This window comes from Actinomadura roseirufa, from assembly GCF_900659635.1.
Classification (GTDB): Bacteria; Actinomycetota; Actinomycetes; order Streptosporangiales; family Streptosporangiaceae; genus Spirillospora; species Spirillospora roseirufa.
In genome coordinates this window covers 1-24,717 of record NZ_CAACVB010000118.1, presented here as the reverse complement: position 1 = coordinate 24,717, position 24,717 = coordinate 1, and the positions used below count along the sequence as shown (strand labels likewise).

Sequence of the window (24,717 nt, the reverse complement as noted above, 5' to 3'; positions counted from 1 at the left end):
GGCCACGCCGCCCACGCGGCGTGGCGCGAGATGCGGGCCGACGCGCTCGACCACGGCCTGGTGTGGCCGCCGAGCGACTCGCCGCGCGCCACCGCGCGCCGTCTGGGCGAGCTCCTGGAACTGGACGACGCGGGATCGGCGGCGCTCGGCCGCATCGCCCGCGCCGAGGAGCTGGCCCGCTACGCGCGGTCTCGGCCCGCGGAGCCGCCGGAACGGCTCCGCGCCGACGTCCGGACCGTCCGCGAGGCGTTCGCCGCGGCCGTGGGACGGCGCGCGCGGTGGCGGGCACGGCTGCTGCCGCCGTCGACCATGGCGCAGGTGGGCGACACGTTCCGCACCGCCGGGCACCGGGCGACGGACCTCACCGACCGCCTCCGGCGACGGTAGTCGTATTGATTGCAACCCCGGCTGTATTGCTTGCAACCCCGGCCCAAGGGCTCGCCTTGCGGCTCGCCCTTGACCGGTCTCGTGCGAGCGCGAATCGCTTCGCGATCTTCCCGGCGGGGCTCGCCTCCGGCTTCGCCCCGCCGGTCAGGGCGCGCGCTCGCGCGACGGCTCAGGTCCCCGTTGGGCGGATCCTCGTGGGAGAGGGGTACAGCTAAGGGCCGCCTCGGGGGAGGCGGCCCTGATCTGATCAGGCGTGACCGAAGGGCGCACTGGACTTGGGGCGAGCTTTGGACCGGGAGGCGGTTCGCGCCGTCAGTCGTCGCCCTCGGTGCGGCGGCGCCAGCGTTCCTCCATCCGCTCCATGAACCCGGCCTTGGCTGGACGGGCCTGCCGGCCGCGTCTGGCGGGCTCGTTCCCGATGCCCGCCATCCGCTTCCAGCTCGTCAGCGCCCAGACGCAGCACGCGACCATCAGCAGGAAACCGGTCACGCTCACGGCGATCGTGACGGTTCCCGCATTGATCACGAGACCGGCCATCAGGGCGGAGACGCCCACCACGAAGCCGAGGGCGGCCTTGACGATCCGCCGCTTGTAATGGACCTGCGGGTTGGTCGAGCGGACCGCGTGAGCGAATTTCGGATCCTCGGCGTACAACGCCTGCTCGATCTGCTCGAGCATGCGCTGCTCGTGCTCAGAGAGCGGCACGGCGCCTCCCAACGACAGCCCCGCGACGGGGTATCCGATGCAGGACGGGAACCTCAACGGTGATATGCCCAGAATACGAGCCCCGACGAGCGTACGAAAGCGAACGGCCAACCGAGGCCCCCATGCCGGCCACCTCACCGACCCCTCTCATCGTCCGCCGTCCCCGCCGTCACGCCGGTCACGGTGGTCCGTGCGGCGCACCAGGGACGCGGGCCGGACGGCGCCGCGGCCGAACCGGTCCGCCACCTGGTCCATCGCGCGCTCGGCCTCGCGCCAGCCGGTTTCCGGCTCGTCGAAGGCCAGCTGACGGGGGGCTTCGCCGGCGGGTTCCAGGTTCTCCACCCGGATCCCGACCAGACGGAGTCGTACCCGCTCCAGCCCGGCGCCCTCGTACAGCTCACAGGCTGTGATATAGATCACACGAGCGAGATCGGTGGGCTCGCGGAGCGTGCGCGCCCGGGTGATCGTTTTGAAGTTCGCCATCCTCAGTTTGACGCTCACCGTCCGGCCGGCGTTCCCGCTCGCGCGCAGCCGTGCCCCCACCCGCTCGGCCAGCCGCAGCAGCTCGCGCCGGATGATCTCGGGGTCGTCGATGTCGGTCTCGAACGTCTCCTCCGCCCCGATGCTCTTGTCCGGGGCGTGCGGGACGACCTCGCGGGGGTCGCGGCCCCACGCCAGCTCGTGCAGGTGGGCGCCCACCGCGTTGCCGAGCTCGCGCCGCAGCGTCTCCACGGGCACCCGGGCGAGCTGGCCGACGGTGCGCAGCCCGAGCCGCGCCAGCGTCTGCTCGGTGCGCTCCCCCACCCCCCACAGCGCCGCGACGGGCAGCGGGTGCAGGAACTCCTCGACGCCGCCGGCGGGCACGACCAGCAGCCCGTCGGGCTTGCACCGGGTGGAGGCCAGCTTGGCGATGAACTTGGTACTGGCGACACCGACCGAGCAGGTGATGCTCTGCTGGTCGCTGACCTGCTCGCGGATCATCCGGGCGATCTCGGCGGGCCGGCCGAGCCGCCGCCCGGCGCCAGCCACGTCCAGGAACGCCTCGTCCAGCGACAGCGGCTCCACCAGCGGGGTGATCGACCGGAAGATCTCGAACACCGACGCCGACACCCGCGTGTACCGCTCGTGCCGCGGCGGCAGCACCACAGCGCGGGGGCACAGCCGCCGCGCCCGGCTCATCGGCATCGCCGAGTGCACGCCGTACTCGCGGGCCTCGTAGGACGCCGCGGACACCACGCCGCGCGGACCCGCGCCGCCCACGAGCACCGGCCGGCCGCGCAGCTCCGGGCGCTCCAGCAGCTCGACGCTGACGAAGAACGCGTCCATGTCCACGTGCAGGACGGAGCAGCCGGTGTCGTCGGCGGGCGGGCCCGGCTGCGGACCGGGCCGGTGCAGCTGCTGCTTGCGGCTCACGCGCCCTCCCCCGCCGGCGGCGCGGCCCGGCGCACGCCGCGCCGCGCCCTCCGCTCGGCTCCGCTCACGGGTTCACGGGCCCGGCTTGTCCGCCACCAGGTGCAGCTGCCCGGCCAGGTCCCGCAGGACGGGGTGGACGGCGGCGGCGGACTCCAGCGCGATCAGCGCCTCGGCGGAGTCGGCGTCGTCGAGCATCCCGCCCGGCACCAGGTCCGCGAAGATCCGCACACCGTGCAGCTCGGCCACCCGCAGGCCCGCGCCGCGCACCAGCGCCGACAGCGTCTCCCGGGTGAAGCGGCGGGGCATCCGGTCGCCCTCGCCCCAGCGGCCCGCCGGGTCGGCCAGCACCCGCCGGGCGTCGTCGAAGTGCCCGGCGACCGCGCGGTGCAGCGCCGCGGCGACCTGCCCCGCGGCCAGCAGGCTCACCGAGCCGCCGGGCCGGACGGTACCGGTCAGCGCCGCCATCGCCGCGGCGGGGTCGTCCACGTACTCCAGCACGCTGTGGCACAGGACGAGGTCGGCGGCGGCGGGGCCGAGCAGGTCGGGCAGGTCGACGGCGTCGCCCTGCACCGAGCGCACCCGCACCCCCGACTCGGCGGCGCGGCGCTCCAGCGCGGCCAGCGCGTCGGGACTCGAGTCGACCACGGTCACCCGGTGCCCCAGCTCGGCCAGGGGCACCGCGAAGCCGCCGGTGCCGCCGCCCACGTCCACGACGTCGCCGGGGCCGCCCTCGGGGGCGATGCGGTCCAGGACGGTGCGCAGCGCCTCCCACAGGACGGCGCTGCGCACGCGGCTGCCGCCGCGCGCCCGCTTCGGTTGCCGGCCGTCCACGGCCACTCCTCTAACGTCGCTCATCGCCGCCCACCCTAGCCGCCTCCGGCCCCCGGCCGGGCGCGAAGCCCGCGCCTCGGCCACCGGCCGGAGCCCTCCCGGCGCCGCGGGCGCCCCCGCCGCGGCCCCTACAGCGACAGGGAGGGCTTGAGCTGCTGGAGGCGGGCCAGCAGGCCGTTGACGAAGCGCGGGGACTCGTCGGTCGACAGCTCGGTGACCAGCCCGACCGCCTCGCTGACGGCCACGCCGTCCGGGACGTCGTCCACCCAGAGCAGCTCGAACGCGCCCATCCGCAGGACGGTCCGGTCGACGACCGGCATCCGCTCCAGCGTCCACCCGGTGGCGTAGGTGGCGATCAGTTCGTCGATCCGCTCCCGGTGCCGCTGCACGCCCTCGATCAGCCGGACGGCGTGCGGGTACTCGGCCAGTTCGTCCTGGTTCGGACGGCCGCGCGCGGCGAGCACCGCCGTCGGCTCCTCCTCGCGCAGCTCCGCGGCGAAGAGGATGTCCAGGGCCAGTTTCCGCGCCTTGGTGCGTGCCGCCATCTCAGCCGCGGCCGAGGTACTCGCCGGAGCGGGTGTCCACCTTGACCTTCTCACCGGTGGTGATGAACAGCGGCACCTGGATCTGCGCGCCGGTCTCGAGCGTGGCGGGCTTGCTGCCGCCGGTGGAGCGGTCGCCCTGCAGGCCCGGCTCGGTCTCGGTGATCTCCAGGACGACCGCGGCGGGCAGCTCGACGTACAGCGGGTTCTCGTCGTTGAAGGCGATCACCGCGTTCTGCTCGGGGAGCAGGTAGTTGGCGGCGGTGCCGACGACGGTCGCCGGGATGTGCGGCTGGTCGTAGGTCTCGGTGTCCATGAAGACGAAGTCCTCGCCCTCGCGGTAGAGGTACTGCATCTCCCGCTTGTCGACGCTGGCCACGTCCACCTTGGTGCCGGCGTTGAAGGTCTTGTCGACGACCTTGCCCGACAGGATGTTCTTCAGCTTGGTGCGGACGAACGCGCCGCCCTTGCCTGGCTTGACGTGCTGGAACTCGAGGACGGTCCACAGCTGGCCGTCCAGGTTCAGCGTCATGCCGTTCTTCAGGTCGTTCGTCGTCGCCACTGCGTCATTCTCCCGGTCGCGGGCCCGCGCGCCCTACAGGACGAGCAGGTCCTTGGTCGTGGTGGTGAGGAGCTCCGGACCGTCCGCGCGGACCACCAACGTGTCCTCGATGCGGACCCCGCCCCGGCCCGCGAGGTAGACCCCCGGCTCCGCCGTGATCGGAACTCGATCCCTCAGCTTACCGGTCCTGTCGTACCCCAGGAGCGGAGCCTCGTGGATCTCCAGGCCGACCCCGTGGCCGAGGCCGTGGGTGAACGCGGCGCCGTGCCCGGCCGCCGTGATGATCTCGCGGGCGGCGGCGTCCACGGCCTTGGTCTCGGCGCCGGGGACGGCGGCCTGGACGGCGGCCCGCTGGGCCCGCCGGACCAGGTCGTAGATCTCGCGCTGCCACGCGGCGGGCTCGCCGATCGCCACGGTGCGGGTCATGTCGGCGTGGTAGCCGCCGCAGCGCGCGCCGAAGTCCATCGTCACGAGGTCGCCGCGGTCGAGCTCGCGGCCCCCGGGGTGGTGGTGCGGGACGGCGCCGTTCGGGCCGGAGGCGACGATGGAGTCGAACGCGGGCCCGTCGGCGCCGAGGTCGACCATCCGCCGCTCCAGCGCGATCGCGACGGCCCGCTCGGTGACGCCGGCGCGGACCTCGGGCAGGACGTCGGCGAACGCGCGGTCGGTGATCGCGCACGCCTCGCGCAGCAGCGCGATCTCCTCCTCGTCCTTGACCCGGCGCAGCTCCTCGACGGGCTGCCCGAGCGCGGTGAGGCGGAGGTCGGCGAGCTCGGCCAGCTCGCCGTGCCGCTCGACGGTGAGCGCGTGCGCCTCGAAGCCGAGCCGGGCGGCGCCCTCGCGGGCCGCGAGGACGGTCAGCGCGGCGGCCGCCTGCCGGTCGACGACGACGCGCAGCTCGGGGCAGACCTCGGCGGCCATGCCGGCGTAGCGGCCGTCGGTGGCCAGCACGGCCGGCCCCTCGGCGGGCACCAGCAGCGCGGCGTTCGAGCTGTCCAGGCCGGTCAGGTAGCGGACGTTCACCAGCCGCGTGACCAGCAGCGCGTCCGCGTCCCGCTCGGCGACGAGCGCGGCGAGCCTGCCGCGCCGTTCGATGTGCGTCTGCCCCATGGGAAGGACTCTAGAACACGCCCCGGCGCGGGGGCGCGGGCGCGGACCCCGCCGGGGCGGCGCGCGGGGCGCCGGTCACAGGCCGGCGGCCATCTCCTTGACCTTCTCGATCAGCGCGAGGCGGCCCTTGTGGTCCCCGGCGATCGGGGTGACGTTGAGCGTGGTGACGCCGGACTCGCGCATGGCGGCCAGCCTCTCGCGGACGTGCCCCTCGGAGCCGATGAGCGACATCTTCTCCAGCAGCTCGTAGGGGACCTTCGCGGCGGCCTCGTCCTTCTTGCCGTCCAGGTAGAGGTCCTGGATCTCCTCGGCCTCCTTCTCCCAGCCGTAGCGGCGGCAGAGGTCGTTGTAGAAGTTCTTCCCCTTGGCGCCCATGCCGCCGATGTACAGCGCGGCCATCGGACGCCCGAACTCCAGGAAGCCCTTGGCGTCCTCGCCGATGGCGAGCGGCGCCTGGCCGACCACGTCCAGCTCGCCGAGGGCCGCGTCGCGCCGGGCCCGGCCGGCGGCGAGGGAGGGGCCCCACACGTCGGCGGCCTTCTCCGGCAGGTAGAAGATCGGCTCCCAGCCGTCGGCGATCTCGGCGGTCAGCTCGACGTTCTTGGGGCCGATCGCGGCGACCAGGACCGGGATCTCGGCCCGCACCGGATGGTTGACCATCTTCAGCGGCTTGCCGAGCCCGGTGCCCCGCCCCTCGGGCAGCGGCATCGTGTAGTACTTGCCCTCGTACTGGAGGCGCTCGCGCCGCCACACCTTGCGGCAGATCTCGATGATCTCGCGGGTGCGGCCGAGCGGGGCGCTGTAGGGGACGCCGTGGAAGCCCTCGACGACCTGCGGGCCCGAGGCGCCGATGCCGAGCGTGAACCGGCCGCCGGAGACGTAGTCGAGCCCGGCGGCGGTCTGGGCGAGGGCGGTCGGCGTGCGCGAGTAGATGTTGAGGATGCCGGAGGCGATCTCCAGCCGCTCGGTCTTGGCCGCGATGTAGCCCATCTGGCTCACGGAGTCGAAGGTGTACGCCTCGGCGACGTAGACGATGTCGAGGCCGGCCTTCTCGAAGTCGGCGAGTTCCTCCACGGTCTCCTTGAAGCCGCCCGCGTAGCCGAGGGCCATCCCGATCCGCATCAGCCCCGTCCCTCCCTCAACCGAATGAAATTCCAGTCGACCGTAGCCGACCGCGGCGCTCCCCGTCCGCCCGGGTTCACGGGAGGGCGGGCCCGCGCAGCGCAGCCAGCACCGGCCCGTACATTCCGGCGCGGATCCGGCCGAGGACCGCGCCGTCCTTGGCCGCCAGGGGCGCCGCCAGCCCGGTCGCGGCGGGCAGGACCCGCTCCTCCTCCACGGCGTGCCCCGCGATCCCCGCCGTCACCGCCTCCTCGGCGGTGTACCGGCGGCCGGTGACCATCGCCTCGTGCGCGGTCGCCGCGGGCAGCCGGGCCTGGATCAGCGCGCTCATCCCGGGCGTGAAGGGCAGGCCGAGGTCGACCTCGGGCAGGCAGAAGTACCCCCGGCCCGTGCGCATGACCGCGAGGTCGTGGGCGAGGACGAGCATCGCGCCCCCCGCGAACGCGTGGCCGTTGACGGCCGCGACGGTCGGCACGGGCAGTTCCAGCAGCCGCGCGTAGAGCCCGTGGACGCGGCGCAGGTACGCCTCCGCGGCGTCGGGCCCCCCGGCCAGGCACGCGAGGTCCAGGCCGTTCGAGTAGAACTTCCCGGTGCCCGTGGTCACCAGAGCCCGCGGGGCCTCGCTGTTCTCGACGGTGTCGAGGGCGCCCTCGACATCGTCGAGGAAGCCGGTGCCGAAGCGGTTCTCGCCCGCGTCGAACCGCAGGACGAACACGTCGCCGTCACGCCGGAGGTCGATCACGAAGGTCTCCTTCTTCCGTTCCCGAGCCCCGACCTTACTGGCCGGTAACGGGACTGAAGACCATGCAGGTGGTCGTGCCGTGCGCGACCAGCTTGCCGTCGGCGTTGGTGACGCGCCCGTCGGCGGTGGCGACCCGGCGTCCCAGATGGAGGACGGTCCCCTCGCACCGGAGCGGCCCGGCGTCCAGCGCGACGGGACGGACGAAGTTCACCTTCAGCTCCAGCGTCGTGTAGCCGGTCCCCTCGGGCAGGGAGGTGTGCACCGCGCAGCCCATCGCCGAGTCCAGCAGCGTGGACAGGATGCCCCCGTGCACGATGCCGAGGGGGTTGCTGAAGTCGGTGCGGGGGGTGAGCGAGAAGACCACGCGTCCCGGTTCCAGCGTCTCGGCGGTCATGCCGAGCAGGGCACCGATCCCGTACCCCTGCTCCGCGCCCATGTTGATCAGATCCCTGAGCTGCTCCAGGCCCGTCGTCGTCGCCCCGTCGCCCATCCGCTCCCCTTCACGCGGCGCGCCGGGCGCGCCCTCTGTATGACGTCCGTCATACACAGCGTTTTCTATGACGTGCGTCATGGTCAAGCCACGGTGCTTATGATGAATGTCATAATCGTCGTATGGGGACCGACAGCCGGGAACGCATGGTGCGCAGCGCCGCCTTCCTCTTCCGCGAGCGCGGCTACAGCGGCACCGGGTTCCGCGACGTCATCGCGCACAGCGGCGCGCCGCGCGGGTCGATCTACCACCACTTCCCCGAGGGCAAGGCGCAGCTGGCCGAGGAGGCGGTGCGCTACGCCGGGGAGTTCCTCAACGCCGGCATCCTCGCCGCCACCGAGGGCGGCGACGCGGCGTCGGCGGTGGACGCCTTCGTCGGCTGGTTGCGGCAGGTCCTGGTCAAGAGCGGCTTCCGGGCGGGCTGCCCGGTGGTGGCGGTCACCGTCGAGGCGCACGACGACGCGCCCCGGCTCGCGGCGGCGGCGGCCGCGGTGTTCGACCTCTGGCAGGACACCCTGGCCACCGGGCTCGGCAACGCCGGCGTCCCCGACGACCGCGCCGCCCGGCTGGCCCGGCTGATCGTCGCCGCCGTCGAGGGCGCGACGATCCTGTGCCGCGCCCACCACGACGTCGCCCCGCTCGACGACGTCGTCGCCGAGCTCAAGGCGATGACGCGCGACGCCCTCCGCGAGGGCTGACCGGGCGCCGGCCCACGCCGGCCTCCGCGCGGAACCGGCTCGCGCCCGTGTGACGAGCGGCTCAGTCCGCGCGGCCCCGCTCGGCACCGTCCTCGGCGGCCCGCGCGGCGGCGAGGATGTCGGCGACCGCCTGGAGGGCCAGGACGTAGGACATCAGGCCGAACCCGGCGATCGTGCCGGTGGCGACGCCCGCGACGACGGAGGTGTGCCGGAACTCCTCGCGGGTCGCCGGGTTGGTGATGTGCACCTCGACCAGCGGCGCCGTGAGCTGCGCGAGGGCGTCGCGCAGCGCGTAGGAGTAGTGGGTGAACGCGGCCGGGTTCAGCACGACGGGCAGCCGCTCGTCGGCGGCCTCGTGCGCCCAGCGCACCAGCTCGGCCTCGTCGTCGGTCTGCCGCACCTCGACGTGCAGGTCGAGGCGCCGGCCCGTCTCCCGGCACAGCGCGACCAGGTCGTCGAAGGTCGCCGCCCCGTAGACATCGGGCTCGCGGACGCCGAGCCGGCGCAGGTTGGGCCCGTTCAGCACGAGCACACGGTCGGCGTTCACCGGCTGACCTCCCTGTAGGCGGCGGCGAGCAGATCCTCGTCCGGGCCCTCCAGCCGGCCCGGCCGGCCGACGCCGTCCAGCACGACGAACCGCAGGGTGGCGCCGCGGGACTTCTTGTCGATGGTCATCGTGGCGCGCAGCTCCGGCCAGGCGTCGGCCCGGTAGGAGACCGGGAGCCCGACCGACGACAGCAGCGCCCGGTGCCGGTCGACGACGGCGCCGGGCAGCCGCCCGGCGAGCCGGGCCAGTTCGGCGGCGTACACCATGCCGACCGCCACGGCGTGCCCGTGGCGGAAGCGGTAGTCCTCGGCCCGCTCGATGGCGTGCGCGAGCGTGTGCCCGTAGTTGAGGATCTCCCGGAGCCCGCTCTCCTTCAGGTCGGACGACACCACGTCCGCCTTGACCTGGACGGCGCGCTCGACCAGCTCACGGGTGTGCGGCCCGTCCGGCGACGCGGCCCCGGCGGGGTCGGCTTCGACCAGCCGGAGGATCTCCGGATCGGCGATGAACCCCGCCTTGATCACCTCGGCGAGCCCGCTGACGTAGTCCTCGCGGGGCATCGTCACCAGCGTGGCGAGGTCGCACAGCACCCCCGCCGGCGGGTGGAACGCGCCGACGAGGTTCTTGCCCTCGGGGATGTTGATGCCCGTCTTGCCGCCGACCGCCGCGTCCACCATCGCGAGCAGCGTGGTCGGCACGAGCACCGCTCGCACGCCGCGCAGCCAGGACGCGGCGGCGAACCCGGCGAGGTCGGTGGTGGCGCCCCCGCCCACGCCGACGACCACGTCGGTGCGGGTCATGCCCGCCGTCGCGAACCCCGACCAGAGCCCGGCGAGCACCCCGGCCTCCTTGGCGGCCTCACCGTCCGGGACGGGGAAGGGGCGCACGATGTGCCCGGCCTTCTCCAGCGCCCCGCAGACCGGCCTGGCGATCTCCGGAAGGCCCTCGGCGTGCACGACCGCGACCGTCCGGGCGCGCGCGCCGACCAGCCCCGGCAGCTCGCCGAGGACGCCGGTGCCGACGACCACGTCGTAGGGGTCGGCGCCGCCGACCGGGATCCGCGACTCGCTCACGCGCCGGCCCCGATCCCCTCGGCGATCTCCTCGACGATGGCGGCGGGCTCGCGGCCGTCGGTGTCGACGTGCAGCGTGCCGAGCCGCTCGTAGATCGGCAGCCGCTCCTCCAGGAGCTTGCGCATCTGGCTGCGCGGGTTCAGCACCAGCAGCGGCCGGGCCGACGCCAGCCCCACCCGCTTGATCGCCTCCGAGAGGCCGACCCGCAGGTAGACGACGGTGTGCCCGGCGAGCAGCTCCTGTGTTCGGGCGTCCAGCACCGCGCCGCCGCCGAGGGCGAGCACGCCCTCGTGCTCGGCGAGCGCCGCCGCGACCGCGGCGCGCTCCAGCTCGCGGAACCGCTCCTCGCCGTCGTCGACGAAGATGTCGGCGATCGGCTTGCCCGCCGCCGCCTCCGCGTCGGCGTCGGTGTCGCGCAGCGGCACGCCGAACCGCTCGGCGAGGGCGGTGCCGATCGTGGTCTTGCCCGATCCCGGCGGTCCGATCAGGACGGCCTTCGGTCGCGTCATGGTCCGCTCACCCCGGGGGTCACTTGATCGTCAGCGAGGACAGGTAGCCCCGCGCGTTGCGGGCCGTCTCCTCGGCCGAGTCGCCACCGAACTTCTCCAGCGCCGCGTCGGCCAGCACGAGCGCGACCATCGCCTCGGCCACGACGCCCGCGGCGGGCACGGCGGTGACGTCGCTGCGCTGGTTGATGGCCTTGGCGGGCTCGCCCGTCCGCACGTCGATGGTGTCCAGCCGCCGCGGGACGGTGGAGATCGGCTTCATCGCGGCGCGGACCCGCAGCGCCTCGCCGGTGGTCATGCCGCCCTCGACGCCGCCCGCCCGGTTGGTGCGGCGGCGCACGCCGTCCGGGGTGGCGTCGATCTCGTCGTGGGCCAGCGACCCGGGCCGCCGGGCGGTGGTGAACCCGTCCCCGACCTCCACGCCCTTGATCGCCTGGATGCCCATCAGGATGCCGGCGAGCCGCGAGTCCAGCCGCCGGTCCCAGTGGACGTGGCTGCCGAGGCCGGGCGGCAGCCCGTAGGCGAGGACCTCCACGATCCCGCCGAGGGTGTCGCCCGCCTTCTTGGTCTCGTCGATGTGCGCGACCATCGCCGCGGACGCGTCCGGGTCCAGGCAGCGCACCGGGCTCTCGTCCACCCGGGCGAGGTCGCCGGGCCCGGGCAGCACGCCCTCGGGCGCCTCGACCTCGCCGAGCGCGATCACGTGGCTGAGGACGTCCACGCCGAGCGCCTGCTTGAGGAACGCCTTGGCGACGGTGCCGAGCGCGACGCGCGCCGCGGTCTCCCGGGCGCTCGCCCGCTCCAGCACCGGCCGGGCGTCGTCGAAGCCGTACTTCTGCATGCCGACCAGGTCGGCGTGGCCGGGCCGCGGCTGCGACAGCGGCGCGTTGCGGGCCTGCGCGGCCAGGACGCCGGCGTCCACCGGGTCGGCCGACATGACCGTCTCCCACTTGGGCCACTCGGTGTTGCCGACCTCGATCGCCACCGGGCCGCCCTGCGTCACCCCGTGCCGGACCCCGCCGACGATCGTCACCTGGTCCTGCTCGAACTTCATCCGGGCGCCCCGCCCATGCCCGAGCCGCCGGCGGCGCAGTTCCTCGGCGATGTCGCCCGAGGTCACGCGCACGCCGGCCGGAAGGCCCTCCACGATCGCGGTGAGGGCCGGGCCATGGGACTCCCCCGCGGTCAACCAGCGCAGCATGCGTCGATCCTATTGACTTCCGCCCCGCGCTCGTGCGGGCGTCCACCATCTGGGCGGGCCCGGCCCGCCGCCGGGACCGGTCAGAAGATCATCCGGCTCCGCACAGGGCGTGGTCGACCAGAGCCGAGGCGGCGTTCTCCTGCTGGATCATGTGCTCCGCAGAGTCCTCCAGCACCGTGGACATGGACACCACGACGCTGCGGCGCCCGTCCGCGGTCACGCCGTTGCGGGTCTTGTAGCCCAGGATGTCGCCGGTGTGGAACCAGTACAGTCCCCCGCACGAGAGCGGACGCGAGAACAGGCCCAGCCCGTCCCGGGCCCCGGGCCACACTTGCCCGCGCACGCCGGGGACCGGCACCGTCCGCCGCAGCTCCCGCATCTGCGCCGGCCGCAGCAGCCTCCCGGCGGCCAGCGCCCGCAGGAACCGGTTGAGATCACGCGTGGTCGTGATCAGACCGCCCGCGGCCCCGGCGTAGGACGCGTCCCGGTTCTCGGTGACGTCGATGAGCGGCCCGGTCTCGAAGCGCTGGTACCCCTTCGCGTAGGGGCGGGGAAGCCTCGGCGACAGGCCCGGCCAGGAGGTCTGCCCGAGCCTGAGCGGCCGCAGGACGCGGGCGCCGACCTCGGTGTGCCACGGCCGTCCCGTGATCCGCTCGACGATCATGCCGAGCAGCAGGTAACCGGTGTTGCTGTACGCCCACCCCTTTCCCGGCGCGAAGTCCGGCCGGTGCCGCATCGTCCGCGCGACGAGCTCCTCCACCGGGTAGGTGTCGTACCGGTGCTGGTAGAAGTCCTCGGGTGAGGAGAACCCCGGAAGGTCGTCGTGCAGGCCGCTGGTGTGCTGAAGCAGATGCCGGACGGTGATCTTCCGTCCGTCGTTGCCGTTGCCCGCGACCACCCCGGGCAGAAGGCGCTCCACCGGGTCGTCCAGCGACAGCCGGCCCTCGCCGACCAGTTGCAGCACGGTGGTGGCCACGAACGCCTTGGTCACGCTCGCCGTCCGGAAATGGCCGTTCGCCGGAACGGGACGCCCGGTCCGCACGTCGGCGACGCCGCTGGTCACGACCTGCTCGCGACCCTTGTCATCGACCACGCGGGCCTGCACGCCGGTCACACCGACATCGCGCAGGGCGTCCGCGTCGAGCTGCAGCGTGCCGCGCCTCCCGGCATCGGGAAGGGGCGCCGCCGCAGCCGCCCCGGCCGGTACGACCACGGCCGCCGCGAACAGCGCCCCGGCCGCCGAAAGCAAGGTGAGCCGCACAAGAACCTCCTGGTGAAGTGGGGAAACCACTCTCGAACCTAGGTTTCGGTCCTGTCCCGCACGACAGTGCACACCCCCAGACCAAGGGTGGAGCCCGCTACACCACCCAGCGCGCTCAGCCCACCTTTCGCGCCTTGTGGTCCAGATGCCGCGGGTGACGCGCTCCTTTGTGGCGTAGGAAGGGGGTCGCCGGACTCGGCGGCCACATTCTTCGGAGTAGTGCGGGCCATATCGTTGCCCGGTCAGTGGGTGTACGGCTCCAGGCAGGTCCCCTCACCTGTGGTGCCTTCCGCCTGAACCAGCAGGCGACTGGGACGGATATCGCCGTGCACGCAACCGCGGGTTCCCACGGTGACGACGAATATGGCGCCCGGTGGCGGAGTGGACGAGGTCTGCAGCGGGCTCACCTGAATGGCCTGTACCTGGACGTGATCGCGAGGGAAGCCCAATCCGAGCAGAGTTCTCTCGACCGACTGAACGGAGAAGTCGTGGCCCTCGCGCAACCGGGCCAGCGCGGGACGGACCTTACTGGCGGCGGCCTGGGTCTTTCGCTCGTCATCAGGGGAAAGGGGGCTGCGGTACTTCCACCCGTTGTTCTCCACCTCGTGCGGGCCCCGGTCTCCGCCGCCTCGGGTCGCCTCGTCGTATGGTGACGGCCTCGCGCTCGTGGTCGCGCCATGAGGTGACGGCCTCCCACTGGGCGCCGCCTGGCCGGCCCGATCGGCTCTTTCATTACCGCAACCCGCGAGCCCGATCACCAGGACCGCACAGGCCGCAAATCGAACGATCGACATGATGCGATTATCGCCGTCGCGGAATCGGGCGCCGGCGGTCCGGCGCAGGCCCGCCCGTCCTCGCCGTCAGGCGGGGCGGGACGGCATGACCGCGCGGAGCCGGTCGCGGGCCTCGCGGAGTTCGGGGACCTCGGAGCGCGGGCCGATCATGGTGGTGATCTCGGCCAGGTGCCGGTCGAGGCGCGCGGAGTCGACGAGCGGGGCGACGGCGGCGAGCCGTCCGGCCTGGTCGGCCGCGGCGGGGTAGGCGCCCGCGCGCAGGGACGCCTTGATCCGCTGCGTGAGCCAGGTCGCGTGCAGCAGCGGGTTGTCGCCGAAACCGCCGAGCGCGGCGGCGAAGGCGGCGTCGGCCTCGGCGTAGCGCCGCAGGCTCGCCAGGGACAGCGCCGCGTTGGCCGCGATCACGGCGTTGGCGACCGGCGGCAGCCCGTCGATCGCGCGCGCCCGGTCGATCGCGGTGCGCGACGCCCCGGCGTTGGCGCCGGGGCCGCCGGTCCTCCAGGACAGCGCCACGCCGAGCCTGGCGTTGAGCCTCGCCTCGTGCTCCGGGGTCACCCCCGGGGAGCGAAGCCCGCTCTGCGCGTAGTGGGCGGCGCGCACCGGATCTCTCAGCGTCGTGAAGACGCAGAGATTCTCAAAACAATGCGAGATTCCCTCCACGTAATTGGCGCGCCGTGCCAGGACAAGGGCCATCCTGCCCACGTGGTCGGCATTCTCGACCTGTTGGGCGTCCCAAAGGGCGAGGGAGGCGGACCGGGCCAGGTTGGACGCGGCGACCTTCAGGCCGTGGCCCTCGCCGCCGATCGCCTCCTTCACTTTGCGCACGTGGCGCAGCGCCGTGGCGGCGAGCGGAACCCCGCCGTGCAGGTGGTGGGCGTCGACGAGCCGGTCCGCCAGCCCCTGGACGTACTCCGCGTCCTTATAAGGGTCGTTCACCGGGGTGGGGACGAAAGCGATGGTCGCCGCCACCGACATGAATTCTCGACGTTTCACGGAATCACCGCCCGCTGAGACCGGCCTCATGCGCACCTCCCACCCTACGCGTGCGAGGAGTTCCACGGCGCGCCCCAGCGGAGTGTCCCTCTCGCCACTAATGATCAGTGACACCCAGGGCTGTGAGACCCCCAGTTCACGGGCGAGATCGGTTTGCGTCCAGGCATTCCTCTTCATGATCAGTTTGAGCGCTCCGGGGAGGCTTTCCGCTTCCATGGTCCGAGGTTATAGCCGCGGGCAATGCGCTACACCACGAAGAGTCAAGGATGGTGACAATCTGTGTCGTAGAGGCAAGGTCCCTGGGACATTCAGCGCGGAAATGGGGCAATGGTGGGCGAGGGTGCGGTCAGGAGGACGTCCATGGTGCTCGGCTGCCACGCGGTCGAGGTCGGCCGCGCGCGGCGGGCCGTACGCAACAACCTGCGCGAGCGTCCGGCGCGGATCGTCGACCTCGTGGAACAGTGCGTGAGCGAGACCGTCGCCAACGCGGTCGTCCACTCCGGCTCGGAGATCATCGTGCTGGTGGTCGTGGAGCTGCCCGGCCGGGTCCGGGTGGAGGTCGTCGACGGCGGCGCCACGGTGAGCGTCCCGCGGGTCGCCGGGGAGTCGGGCTGGGAGGCCGAGTCGGGCCGGGGGCTGTTCCTGGTCGACGTGCTCACCGACGCGTGGGGCACGCACGCCGACCAGGCCGGCCGGACCGTCTGGTTCGAGGTCGGCACGGGATGAGCCGTCAGGCGATCTCCCGCCAGTCGGCGACGGGCGCCACCAGGTCGCGGACGGCGGCGAGGAAGCCCAGGCGGTTGGCCCGCAGGTCCGGGTCCTCGTCCATGACCATGACGTCGTCGAAGTAGGCGCCGACGGGCTCCACCAGGACGCCCGCCGCGGTGGCGAACTCCGGCAGCGCCGGGCGCGCGGGCAGGGCGTCCCGGACGCGGACGAAGGTCTCGTGCAGGCGCGTCTCGGACGGCTCGGTGAACAGCGCCGGGTCGTACCCGGCGGGCGTCCCCGCCGGGACGATCCGCATGACCCGCTGCAACGCCGTCGTCAGGGCCTCGAACCGGCCGGACTCCAGCAGCGTCGCCAGGTCGGCCGCGGCCCGCGCGGCGTGGGCGGGCGCGTCCGCGTGGGGCAGGACGGCCCGGACGACCCGTACCGCGTGCCCCTCGTCCAGCAGGCTCTGCTCCAGGCGGCGGGCGACGAACCGCTCCGCCTCCGCGAGGGCCTCCCCGGTGACCTCGACGGGCTGGTGCCGGGCGGCGACGGCGAGGCCCTCCCCGACCGTGACCGGCGCGAGCCGGGGGACGGCCCGCAGGATCGCGGTCAGCCCGAGGGCGGCGCGGCGCAGCCCGAACGGGTCGGAGCCGCCGGCGGGTGCGGCGCCCCACGGCGAACAGCCCGGCGATCAGGTCGAGCCGGTCGGCGGCCGCGAGCAGCGCGCCGGGCGTCCCGGCGGGCGGGGCGTCCCCGGCCGAGCGCGGCCGTTCCATCTCGGCGAGCGCTTCGGCGACGGCCTCGTCCTCCCCCGCGCGGCGGGCGTACTCGGCGGCCATCGTGCCGGCCAGGCCGGGCAGCTCGATCACCACGGCGGAGGCGAGGTCGAACTTGGCCAGCGCGGCGGCGCGGCGCGTGGCGGCCTCCTCGTCCGGGCTGAGGTCCAGGAGCCCGGCCAGGTCGGCCGCGACGGCGCCGACGCGGGCGGCGCGGTCGGCCATGGACCCGAGCCGCTCGGTGAAGGTCAGCCGGTCCAGCCCCTGCCTGATCTCCTCGGGCGTGGCGCGGAGGTCCTGCCGGAAGAAGAACGCGGCGTCCTCGTAGCGGGCGCGGAGCACGGCCTCGTTCCCGGCGCGGACGGCGGCGTGGTCGCAGGCGCCGTCGGCGACCGTGACGAAGCACGGCAGGAGCCGCCCGGTGGACCCGCGCACCGGCAGGTACCGCTGGTGCCCGCGCATCACCGTCGTGAGGATCTCCTCGGGCAGCTCCAGGTACCGGTCGTCGAACGTCCCGAGGATCGCGACCGGCTCCTCGACCATGTCGACGATCTCCTCGACGAGGTCCTGCTCGGCGGCGAGGTCGATGGTCCCGCCGTGCCCGCGGGCGAGCGCGGCGGCGTCCTCGACGACGCGTGCCCGGCGGCGGGCCGGGTCGGGTTCGATCCCGTGCGCGCGGAGGAGGGGAAGGAGGGAGTCCGCGTCCGGGACGGTGACGAGCGGCTCGCCGGCGGCACGGTGCACGCGGGTCGCGCGGCCCGCGGCGACGCCGGGCCGGGCGAACGGGATCTCGTGCTCGCCGAGCAGGGCGAGGACCCGGCGGATCGGCCGGGCGAACGACAGCCCCGGCGCGTTCCAGCGCATGTTCTTGCCCGCGCGCAGGCCGCCGACGATCTCGGGGAAGAGGTCGGCGAGGACGCGCGCGGCGGGCCGCCCGGGGACGGCGCGGACGTGCCCGGCGTACTCCACGCCGCCCACGGTGACCGTCCGGACGTCGGCGGCGTCGATGCCCCGGGACCGCGCGAAGCCCAGCAGCGCCCGGGTGGGGGCGCCGCTGGCGTCGTAGGCGGACGCGAGCCGCGGGCCCTTCACCATCTGCTCGGTGTCGGGTTCGCGCGGTTCCAGGGAGGTGACGACCACGATGACGCGGCGGGGCGTGGCGTAGGAGGCGACCGCGGACGCGCCGGTCAGCAGCCCCGCCTCCGCCAGCCCCCGGCCGAGCCTGTCCGCGACGTCGCGGGCGGTGCGGGCGACCTCGCGCGCCGGCAGCTCCTCGACGCCGATCTCGAGTGCGAACGTCGCGGGCCCGGCGGTCTCCGGCGGCGACGAGCCGCGCGGCGCCGCCTCGCCGGACGCCGCCGCGGCGCTCGCGGCGTCCAGGAGGGGATGGCCGAGCTCCGCGCGGCGGTCCACCCACAGGCGCGCGACCTCGTGGGCCAGGCCCCGCATCCGCGCGAAGGCCCGGGCCCGCTCCGCCGTGCCGATCGCGCCGCGGGCGTCCAGGACGTTGAATGCGTGCGAGCACTTCAGCACCAGGGAGTGCGCCGGGACGGGCAGCCGCGCGTCCAGCATCCGGCGGGCCTCGGCCGCGTACGTCTCGAACAGGCCGCGGGTGGCGGCGATGTCGGCGTCGTCCAGGTAGTAGCGGCTCATCTCGTACTCGGCCTGCCCGAACGCCTCCCCGTAGGTGACGCCCGGCGCGTACACGATGTCCTTGAAGTGCGAGACGCCCTGCAACGCCATGAGGATGCGCTCCATCCCGTAGGTGATCTCCACCGATACGGGGTCGAGGGGCAGGCCGCCGGACTGCTGGAAGTAGGTGAACTGGGTGATCTCCAGCCCGTCCAGCCACACCTCCCAGCCGAGGCCCCACGCGCCGAGCGCCGGGGACGCCCAGTCGTCCTCGACGAACCGGACGTCGTGGGCGCGCAGGTCGACGCCCAGCGCGGCGAGGCTGGCCAGGTACAGCTCCTGCGCGTCGCCTGGCTCGGGCTTGAGGACGACCTGGAACTGCGTGTGGGTCTGCAGCCGGTTGGGGTTGTCACCGTAGCGCGCGTCGTCGGGCCGGACGCTCGGCTCGGCGTAGGCGACGCGCCACGGCTCGGGCCCGAGCACGCGCAACGCGGTGGACGGGTTCAGCGTGCCCGCCCCGACCTCGGTGTTCATCGGCTGCGCGACGAGGCAGCCGTGCCCCGCCCAGTGGGCGGTGAGCCGGATCAGGGCGTCCTGCATGGTCAGCACGGGGTCACTCCTGTGGACGGATCGTCTCAGCCTGCGAAGGGGGCGCTCAGCGCCCGAGACCTCGCCGGATCGCGATCTCCACGGGTGAGGGGCCGGGGCCGTCGAGCCGCGACGCCCCGGACGGTACCAGCGGCGGCTGCGCCATGAAGCGGGGCTCGGTCCCGCGGTGCCGCTGGGCGGCGTGCACCAGGAAGGGATGACACAGGTAGACGTCGCCGGCGCGGCCGGTGGCGAGCGCGACGGGACGGTGCTCGGTGGCGGCCACGGCCCGTTCCGAGGCGTCCAGCATCGTCAGTCCCGCCTCGCCCTCCGGTTCGAGAAGGGGCGGCACGTCCAGGTGGGAGCCGACGCGGACGCGGGTGGGCGCGTCGTCCTCGCCGACGTCGGAGAACAGGAACAGCAGGAGCAGGGCACGGCCCCTGGAGGCGAGGTTGACCCGCCACTTGAAGAAGTCGGTGGGGTCGTCGCCGGGAAAGCTCGCGTCGATGTGCCAGCCGTCGTCGCCTGCCGGGTCGTCGCTCGGGAAGCGCACCGGGAACGTGCCGAGCCCGCCGAGCGGCTCCCAGCGGCCCGCGCCCGCGACGGCGTCGAACGCGGCGCGCAGCCGCGGGGTGTTCGCGGCGGCCCGGAACGGCGGCTGCGCGTAGGCCCCGAGCCGGACGACGGGCCGCGTCCACGTCGCCGGGTCGGCGGGGTCGCAGCCCGTGTCGCGCCAGAGGATCTCGCGGCACTCGGCGGCGAGCTCGCCGGGGAACGCCCCGGCGACCCGGACGAACCCGTCGGCGACGAAGGCGTCGAGGTCAAGGTCGGTGTCGCTGTCGTTCTGCACCGCCTCAGCTTGCCGACCGGGGGCGGCGGCGCGCCAACCGTTTTTCAGGGGCCGTGCACGAGGACCGCGGCCAGCGCCCCGGCCAGCAGGAACGGCCCGTACGGGATCTGCGTCCCGCGGTCCGCGCGCCCGGTGGCCAGCAGGGTCAGCGACACCGCGGCGGCGAACACGAACGTGCCGGTCACGCCGAGGAACCACGCCTCCGGGCCGAGCCAGCCGAGGTACAGCCCGAGCAGCCCGGCGAGCGTGACGTCGCCGAAGCCGATCGTTCCCGCGGGCAGCAGCGCCCACGGGACGCCGAACAGCGCGCCGAGCGCGGCCATGCCGATCAGCGCGTGCGCGAACCGGGCGGCGCCGCCGGCGGTGCAGCACGCGGCGGCGGCGAACAGCGCCAGCCCGGCGGCGTAGGACGGGAGGGTCAGCGGCTCGGGGAGCCGTTTCAGCGCGACGTCGACCATGCCGAGCAGGCTCCCGGCGACCCCGATCCACAGGAACGCGGGCAGGTCGGCGCGCAGCCCGATCCGCGCGGTGAGGGCCGCGAGGACGGCGGCGCACAGCAGCCCGGCGGCGGCGGGACGCCGCCGCAGCGGCACCGTCCAGTCGGCCCGCACCGACCACGCCGGCCCGGGGGCCGGCTCGGGGGCGGGCTCGGGGTCGGGGGCGTCCACGGCGCCGGCCCTACCGGCGGACGACGCTGAGCTCGACGCCGCCGACGATGCGGCCGCGCAGCAGCTCGGCGAGCCGGTCGGAGACCCGCTGCACGGTGCCCCGCTCGTCCTGGCCGGGGCCCACGGAGAACCGGACGGCGAGCTCGGCGGCGGTGCCCGCGGTGACGCGGACGCCGGTGACCGACGGCTCGGCCCCGAACGCGGCCTCCACGGCGGCGAGGACGTCGGGGTCCTCGTGCGGCGGCGGCACCGGCCGTCCCTCGGCGAGCAGGTGCAGGCGCAGCCCGTCCACGGCGAACGGCACCGGGCCCGCCACGTCCACGACCAGGGCGTGCGCGCCCTCGTCGAGCGCGGCCCGGCACGCCTGCCGGGCGTGCACGGCGACCGGCCGGGCGTCGGCCCGCCACCGCGCCATGGTCTCCGCGCAGGTGAACCCGAGAACGCCGCGCCGCCCGTCCTCGCCGATCAGCGTGGGCAGCGCCATGTCGCTGGACTTCTCCCGGCGCAGGCCGCCGGGCGAGACCTCCTCCTCGGTGAGGACGGCGACGACGGGCACCAGCAGCCGCGCGTCCTGCAGCCGCCGCAGGACGGCGTGCTCGCCGACGCGCCCGGCCGCGTGGCCGGCGAGGGCCTCGCACAGCCGGGGGTCGGCGCCGCCGTCGTCCCCGGGGAACTGGGGTTCGGGAATGGTCAGTCCGGACACGGCAGGAAGGCTATAACCTCCGGCGAGCGCCGGGGGCGACGATCCGGTAACTCTCCGCTCACCCGAGGTCGGCGATGGCGGCGACGGTCCCGCCGCCCGAGGGCCCCTGGTGGACGGCGGCGACGGACACGAACACGGCCGGATCGCCGGTGACGGAGGCGGCGACGCCGCCGACGCACGCCTTGATCTGCCGGTGCCAGTGCACGTCGGAGTCGTCCAGCATGATGTTGCGGCGCCCCCGCACCGACCCGGAGGGATCGGCCTCGCACTTGACGAACACGTTGACGAGCCGGCCGCGCAGGTCGCCCGCGCGCGGCCGGTCCGGCAGTTCGAGGCCGGTCGAGGCGATCGCGTCCCAGATGCCGTCGGCGTCGAGTGCGTCCTTCATCACACCGTGCCCGGCCCGGTACCGGCCGCCGATGCCGCGGACGTTGCCGACCACGACGATCTGCGCCCGGTCCAGCTCCACCCCCGACGAGCAGGACGCGACCGACGAGTACAGCGACAGGTCCCGGTGGATCTGCCCGGCGGCGGGCGGCTCGATCTCGCCGAGCGCCACGGCGACGCCGAGCGCGGTCGTCGAGTTGGACACGTCCATCGACGCGAGCGTGTCCTCGGTGACGACGTCCCGCCCCCGGGCCCTGGCCTCGTTGATCGTGTCGAGGGTGAGCAGCGGGGTCTTGGTCTGGACGTAGTGGACGTCGGCCGGGTCGGCGATCCCGGCGATCCTCATCGCCGCGCGGACCCCGGCGGCGACCGTCTCGACCATCGCGGGCCGGCCGATGTCCTCGGGCCGGATCACCTCGCTCATCGCGACGCCGACCGACAGCCGGGGCTCGTCGGTCACCGGCGCGGACGCCGGGTCCACGGTGGCGAACACCGTGGCGTGCGGGCTGAGCACGCCGTCGGTGCCGCCCGACCACACCAGCGGGACCCGCGCCACCTCCTCCGCCGTGCGGCTCCCCTTGGCCGCCAGCACCTCGCGGAACGCCCGGTCGGCCAGCAGCCGGGTGTAGTCGTTGACACCGCCGTTGCCCTCGGTCTTGCCGATGACGGCGAGCACCCGGTCGGCGTCCAGCACACCGCCGTCGATCAGCCGCGCCAGCCCGGACGCGTCGGTCACGCTCTCAAGGGGAATCTTGCGAACCTCGATCGGATCGGGCACCCCGCACCCACTCCTCCCCTGTTCCGATTCCTAGACGACGGTCTGTGGGCCGCCCCCCAGGGAGACGGCGGCCAGGCGTTCCACGGCTTCGTCTATGACCTCGTCCTTCTTGCAGAAGGCGAAGCGGACGAAGTGGGCGCCGGCTTGGGGGTGGTCGTAGAAGACCTGGGAGGGGACGGCGACGACGCCCGCTTTCCCGGGGAGGGCGCGGGCGAGGTCCATGCCGTCGGCGAGGCCGAGCGGGCGTATGTCGGCCTGGACGAAGTAGGTGCCCTGGGGGCGGTAGGTGGTGAACCCGGCGGCTTCGAGGCCGACGATGAGGCGGTCGCGTTTGGCCTGGAGTGACTTGCGGAGTTCCTCCACCCATGCGCCCTCGTGTTCAAGGGCGTAGGCGGCGGCCAGCTGGTAGGGGGCGCTGACCGCGAAGGTGAGGAACTGCTTCACCGTCTGGACGGCGCGGATGTGGGCGGCGGGCGCGGTGACCCAGCCGGTCTTCCAGCCGGTGACGGAGAAGGTCTTGCCCGCCGACGACACCGTCACGGTCCGCTCGCGCATGCCGTCGAGGGTGGCGAGGGGGATGTGGGCGGCGTCGTCGAACGTGAGGTACTCGTACACCTCGTCGGTGACGGCGATGAGGTCGTGCTCGCGGCACAGCGCGGCGATGGCCTCGAGTTCGGCGCGGGTGAACACGGTGCCCGTGGGGTTGTGCGGCGAGTTCACGAGGATGAGCCGGGTGCGGGGGTTCACGGCGGCGCGGAGCTCGTCCGGGTCGAAGGTGAAGCGGCCCTGCTCGGGGCGGAGGGTGACGGGCCTGCGGACGGCTCCGGACAGCGCGATCGTGGCGGCGTAGGAGTCGTAGTAGGGCTCGAAGACGATGACCTCGTCGCCGGGGCCGGCGAGCGCGAGGACGGACGCGGCGATCCCCTCGGTGGCCCCGACGGTCACGAAGACCTCGGCTGCGGGGTCGTAGGTCAGCCCATGGCGCCGAAGGCGCTGCGCGGCGACGGCGGCGCGCAGTTCCGGGACGCCCGGGCCCGGCGGGTACTGGTTCACGCCCGACCGGATCGCCTCGACCGCCGTGTCCAGCATGGCCGCGGGGCCGGAGGTGTCCGGGAAGCCCTGGCCGAGATTGATCGCGCCGGTCTCCGCGGCGAGCGCGGTCATCTCCGCGAAGATCGTCGTCCCGAAACCGCGCATGCGCTCAACGAGTGGCTCGCTCACCCGGCCAGCCTAACCGGATCGGCTCCAGCCCACCTCGCGCGGCGCGGACGGCCGCGCGCGCCGGCTCAGGGGGCGGTGAGGCGCTTCTTGACGATCTTGCCCATGGCGTTGCGGGGCAGGGCGTCCACGAGGTGGACGGTGCGGGGCCGTTTGTGCGCCGACAGCCGCGCGGCGACGAAGTCGATGAGCTGCCGCTCGCCGACGCCGTCGGCGACGACGAACGCGGTCACCTGCTCGCCTAGGTCGTCGTGCGGGGTGCCGACCACGGCGGCCTCGCGGACGGCCGGGTGGGCGAGCAGCGCGTTCTCGACCTCGCCGGCGCCGATGCGGTAGCCGCCGCTCTTGATGAGGTCGGTGGAGGCCCGCCCGACGATCCGGTGCCAGCCGTCGGGGCCGATCACGGCGATGTCCCCGGTGCGGAACCAGCCGCCGTCCGCGAACGACCCGGCGGTGGCCTCGGGCCGGCCGAGGTAGCCGCTGAACAGCATCGGCGCGCGCACGTGCAGTTCGCCCGGGGTCTCGCCGTCCGCCGGGACGGGCGTGCCGTCCTCGGCGGCCAGCCGCGTCTCCACGCCCGGCAGCGGGGTCCCGACATGGCCGGGACGGCGGTCGCCGGCGGCGCGCGCGCTGACGGTGATGAGGGTCTCGGTCATGCCGTACCGCTCGACCGGCCGGTGGCCGGTGAGGTCCGCGAGCCGCTCGAACACCGGCACCGGGAGCGGCGCGCTGCCGGAGACGAGCAGGCGCGCCCGCCGCAGCTCCCGCGCGGCGGACGGGTCCGCGGCCGTCCTCGCCCAGACGGTGGGGACCCCGAAGAACAGGGTTCCGCCGTCGCGCGCCGCCGCCGCGTACGCCTCGGGCTTCGGCCGCCCGGTGTGGACGAGCGCCGAGCCCGTCCGCAGCGGCCCGAGGACGCCGAGGACGAGACCGTGCACATGGAACAGGGGCAGCCCGTGCACGAGGACGTCGCCGGACGTCCACTCCCACGCCGCGGCCAGCGCGTCCAGCCCGGCCGCGATGGCGCCGCGCGAGACGAGCACGCCCTTCGGCGCGCCCGTCGTCCCGCTGGTGTAGAGGATCAGCGCGGTGGCGCCGGGCGGGGCCTCCGCCGGGGCGGCCTCCGCCGTGCGCGGCAGCTCGTCCACCGGGACCAGCGGCGGCCCGTCCTCGGGCGCGTCGCCGCGCGCGGCGAGCAGCAGGCTCGCGCCGGAGTCGCCGAGGATGTGGGCGCGCTCGTCGGGCCCGGAGTCGGGCGGGAGCGGCACCACCGGGACGCCCGCGAGGATCCCGCCGACGACCGCCACGACCGTCTCGACGCTCGCCGTGGCGTGCACCGCGACGGCGTCCGCGCCCTGGATCTCCGCGGCGCCCGCGAGCTGCCCGAGAACATCGACGACATCGTCACCGCCTGCAAGGCCGCCGGGTA

At 74.2% G+C, this 24,717-nt stretch carries 25 protein-coding genes and 3 pseudogenes; 3 read left to right on the top strand and 25 right to left on the bottom strand.

The features are described 5' to 3' along the window. Positions 1–387: pseudogene (locus E1291_RS23625) on the top strand (DUF4129 domain-containing protein); the annotation flags it as partial. A gap of 312 nt (positions 388–699) precedes the next feature. Here the strand turns inward: E1291_RS23625 and E1291_RS23620 are convergent. From E1291_RS23620 to E1291_RS23580, 9 genes are all read right to left on the bottom strand, one after another. Further along, entirely contained in the window at positions 700–1,092 is a 393-nt protein-coding gene (locus E1291_RS23620; protein ID WP_131740164.1) for an SCO2097 family morphological protein, read from the bottom strand. A gap of 147 nt (positions 1,093–1,239) precedes the next feature. After that, entirely contained in the window at positions 1,240–2,505 is a 1,266-nt protein-coding gene (locus tag E1291_RS23615) for a DNA polymerase IV (protein ID WP_131740163.1), read from the bottom strand. 72 nt (positions 2,506–2,577) lie between these two features. Further along, a complete protein-coding gene (locus tag E1291_RS23610; protein WP_131740162.1) occupies positions 2,578–3,360 on the bottom strand; it encodes a methyltransferase domain-containing protein in 783 nt (260 codons plus the stop codon). A 104-nt stretch (positions 3,361–3,464) separates the two neighbouring features. Then, a complete protein-coding gene (gene nusB / locus E1291_RS23605; RefSeq protein ID WP_131740161.1) occupies positions 3,465–3,881 on the bottom strand; it encodes a transcription antitermination factor NusB in 417 nt (138 codons plus the stop codon). 1 nt (position 3,882) lies between these two features. Continuing rightward, positions 3,883–4,440 carry an elongation factor P gene (efp, locus tag E1291_RS23600; protein ID WP_131740160.1) on the bottom strand — a complete coding sequence of 186 codons (558 nt, stop codon included), beginning with the start codon at positions 4,438–4,440 and terminating at the stop codon, positions 3,883–3,885. 33 nt (positions 4,441–4,473) lie between these two features. Beyond that, positions 4,474–5,550, bottom strand: a complete 1,077-nt coding sequence (locus E1291_RS23595; RefSeq protein ID WP_131740159.1) for a M24 family metallopeptidase — start codon at positions 5,548–5,550, stop codon at positions 4,474–4,476. Positions 5,551–5,625: 75 nt separating this feature from the next. After that, positions 5,626–6,672, bottom strand: coding sequence for an LLM class F420-dependent oxidoreductase (locus tag E1291_RS23590; protein WP_131740158.1), 1,047 nt, complete (start codon positions 6,670–6,672; stop codon positions 5,626–5,628). 76 nt (positions 6,673–6,748) lie between these two features. After that, the gene (locus E1291_RS23585) at positions 6,749–7,414 is read right to left on the bottom strand and encodes an enoyl-CoA hydratase/isomerase family protein (RefSeq protein WP_131740157.1); all 666 of its coding nucleotides are present in this window, start codon (positions 7,412–7,414) and stop codon (positions 6,749–6,751) included. A gap of 34 nt (positions 7,415–7,448) precedes the next feature. Next, positions 7,449–7,904: a PaaI family thioesterase gene (locus tag E1291_RS23580; protein ID WP_131740156.1), complete on the bottom strand. Its 456-nt coding sequence runs from the start codon at positions 7,902–7,904 to the stop codon at positions 7,449–7,451. Between the two features lie 122 nt (positions 7,905–8,026). On the opposite strand from E1291_RS23580, the gene E1291_RS23575 reads away from it, so the two are divergent. Then, entirely contained in the window at positions 8,027–8,602 is a 576-nt protein-coding gene (locus E1291_RS23575) for a TetR/AcrR family transcriptional regulator (protein WP_131740155.1), read from the top strand. 61 nt (positions 8,603–8,663) lie between these two features. Here E1291_RS23575 and aroQ read toward each other — a convergent pair whose 3' ends face one another. The 8 genes and pseudogenes from aroQ to E1291_RS45200 form a co-directional block, all read right to left on the bottom strand. Beyond that, positions 8,664–9,149 carry a type II 3-dehydroquinate dehydratase gene (gene aroQ / locus E1291_RS23570; protein ID WP_242614330.1) on the bottom strand — a complete coding sequence of 162 codons (486 nt, stop codon included), beginning with the start codon at positions 9,147–9,149 and terminating at the stop codon, positions 8,664–8,666. Further along, positions 9,146–10,222, bottom strand: a complete 1,077-nt coding sequence (aroB, locus tag E1291_RS23565) for a 3-dehydroquinate synthase (RefSeq protein ID WP_131740154.1) — start codon at positions 10,220–10,222, stop codon at positions 9,146–9,148. Before aroB ends, aroQ begins: the two co-directional genes overlap by 4 nt. After that, the gene (locus E1291_RS23560) at positions 10,219–10,731 is read right to left on the bottom strand and encodes a shikimate kinase (protein ID WP_131740153.1); all 513 of its coding nucleotides are present in this window, start codon (positions 10,729–10,731) and stop codon (positions 10,219–10,221) included. Before E1291_RS23560 ends, aroB begins: the two co-directional genes overlap by 4 nt. Before the next feature lie 19 nt (positions 10,732–10,750). Then, positions 10,751–11,929: a chorismate synthase gene (aroC, locus tag E1291_RS23555; RefSeq protein WP_131740152.1), complete on the bottom strand. Its 1,179-nt coding sequence runs from the start codon at positions 11,927–11,929 to the stop codon at positions 10,751–10,753. An 88-nt stretch (positions 11,930–12,017) separates the two neighbouring features. After that, the gene (locus E1291_RS23550; RefSeq protein ID WP_207400897.1) at positions 12,018–13,190 is read right to left on the bottom strand and encodes a serine hydrolase domain-containing protein; all 1,173 of its coding nucleotides are present in this window, start codon (positions 13,188–13,190) and stop codon (positions 12,018–12,020) included. Between the two features lie 242 nt (positions 13,191–13,432). Further along, entirely contained in the window at positions 13,433–13,792 is a 360-nt protein-coding gene (locus E1291_RS23545) for a hypothetical protein (protein WP_131740151.1), read from the bottom strand. Between the two features lie 258 nt (positions 13,793–14,050). Continuing rightward, on the bottom strand, positions 14,051–14,977 hold the full coding sequence (locus E1291_RS23540) for a hypothetical protein (protein WP_131740150.1): 927 nt from the start codon (positions 14,975–14,977) through the stop codon (positions 14,051–14,053). 66 nt (positions 14,978–15,043) lie between these two features. After that, positions 15,044–15,154: pseudogene (locus E1291_RS45200) on the bottom strand (helix-turn-helix domain-containing protein); the annotation flags it as partial. 150 nt (positions 15,155–15,304) lie between these two features. Between E1291_RS45200 and E1291_RS45195 the strand changes: the two are divergent. Next, positions 15,305–15,703 carry an ATP-binding protein gene (locus E1291_RS45195; RefSeq protein ID WP_131740149.1) on the top strand — a complete coding sequence of 133 codons (399 nt, stop codon included), beginning with the start codon at positions 15,305–15,307 and terminating at the stop codon, positions 15,701–15,703. 4 nt (positions 15,704–15,707) lie between these two features. Here E1291_RS45195 and E1291_RS44705 read toward each other — a convergent pair whose 3' ends face one another. From E1291_RS44705 to E1291_RS23500, 8 genes and pseudogenes are all read right to left on the bottom strand, one after another. Beyond that, a complete protein-coding gene (locus E1291_RS44705; RefSeq protein ID WP_306434478.1) occupies positions 15,708–16,322 on the bottom strand; it encodes an HD domain-containing protein in 615 nt (204 codons plus the stop codon). 91 nt (positions 16,323–16,413) lie between these two features. Continuing rightward, a pseudogene (gene glyS, locus E1291_RS23530) lies at positions 16,414–18,696 on the bottom strand (glycine--tRNA ligase subunit beta); the annotation flags it as partial. A gap of 55 nt (positions 18,697–18,751) precedes the next feature. Further along, positions 18,752–19,534 (bottom strand): phytanoyl-CoA dioxygenase family protein, encoded by a 783-nt coding sequence (locus E1291_RS23525; RefSeq protein ID WP_131740148.1) that lies wholly within the window; start codon positions 19,532–19,534, stop codon positions 18,752–18,754. A 44-nt stretch (positions 19,535–19,578) separates the two neighbouring features. Further along, positions 19,579–20,202 carry an A24 family peptidase gene (locus E1291_RS23520; RefSeq protein ID WP_131740147.1) on the bottom strand — a complete coding sequence of 208 codons (624 nt, stop codon included), beginning with the start codon at positions 20,200–20,202 and terminating at the stop codon, positions 19,579–19,581. Between the two features lie 10 nt (positions 20,203–20,212). Further along, the gene (locus E1291_RS23515; protein WP_131740146.1) at positions 20,213–20,905 is read right to left on the bottom strand and encodes an SseB family protein; all 693 of its coding nucleotides are present in this window, start codon (positions 20,903–20,905) and stop codon (positions 20,213–20,215) included. A gap of 58 nt (positions 20,906–20,963) precedes the next feature. Continuing rightward, positions 20,964–22,070, bottom strand: coding sequence for a barbiturase (gene bar, locus E1291_RS23510; protein ID WP_131740145.1), 1,107 nt, complete (start codon positions 22,068–22,070; stop codon positions 20,964–20,966). A 30-nt stretch (positions 22,071–22,100) separates the two neighbouring features. Then, positions 22,101–23,291, bottom strand: a complete 1,191-nt coding sequence (locus E1291_RS23505) for a pyridoxal phosphate-dependent aminotransferase (protein ID WP_131740144.1) — start codon at positions 23,289–23,291, stop codon at positions 22,101–22,103. A 65-nt stretch (positions 23,292–23,356) separates the two neighbouring features. Further along, the coding region (locus E1291_RS23500; RefSeq protein ID WP_131740143.1) for an acyl-CoA synthetase at positions 23,357–24,717 on the bottom strand (1,361 nt) is incomplete at its 5' end.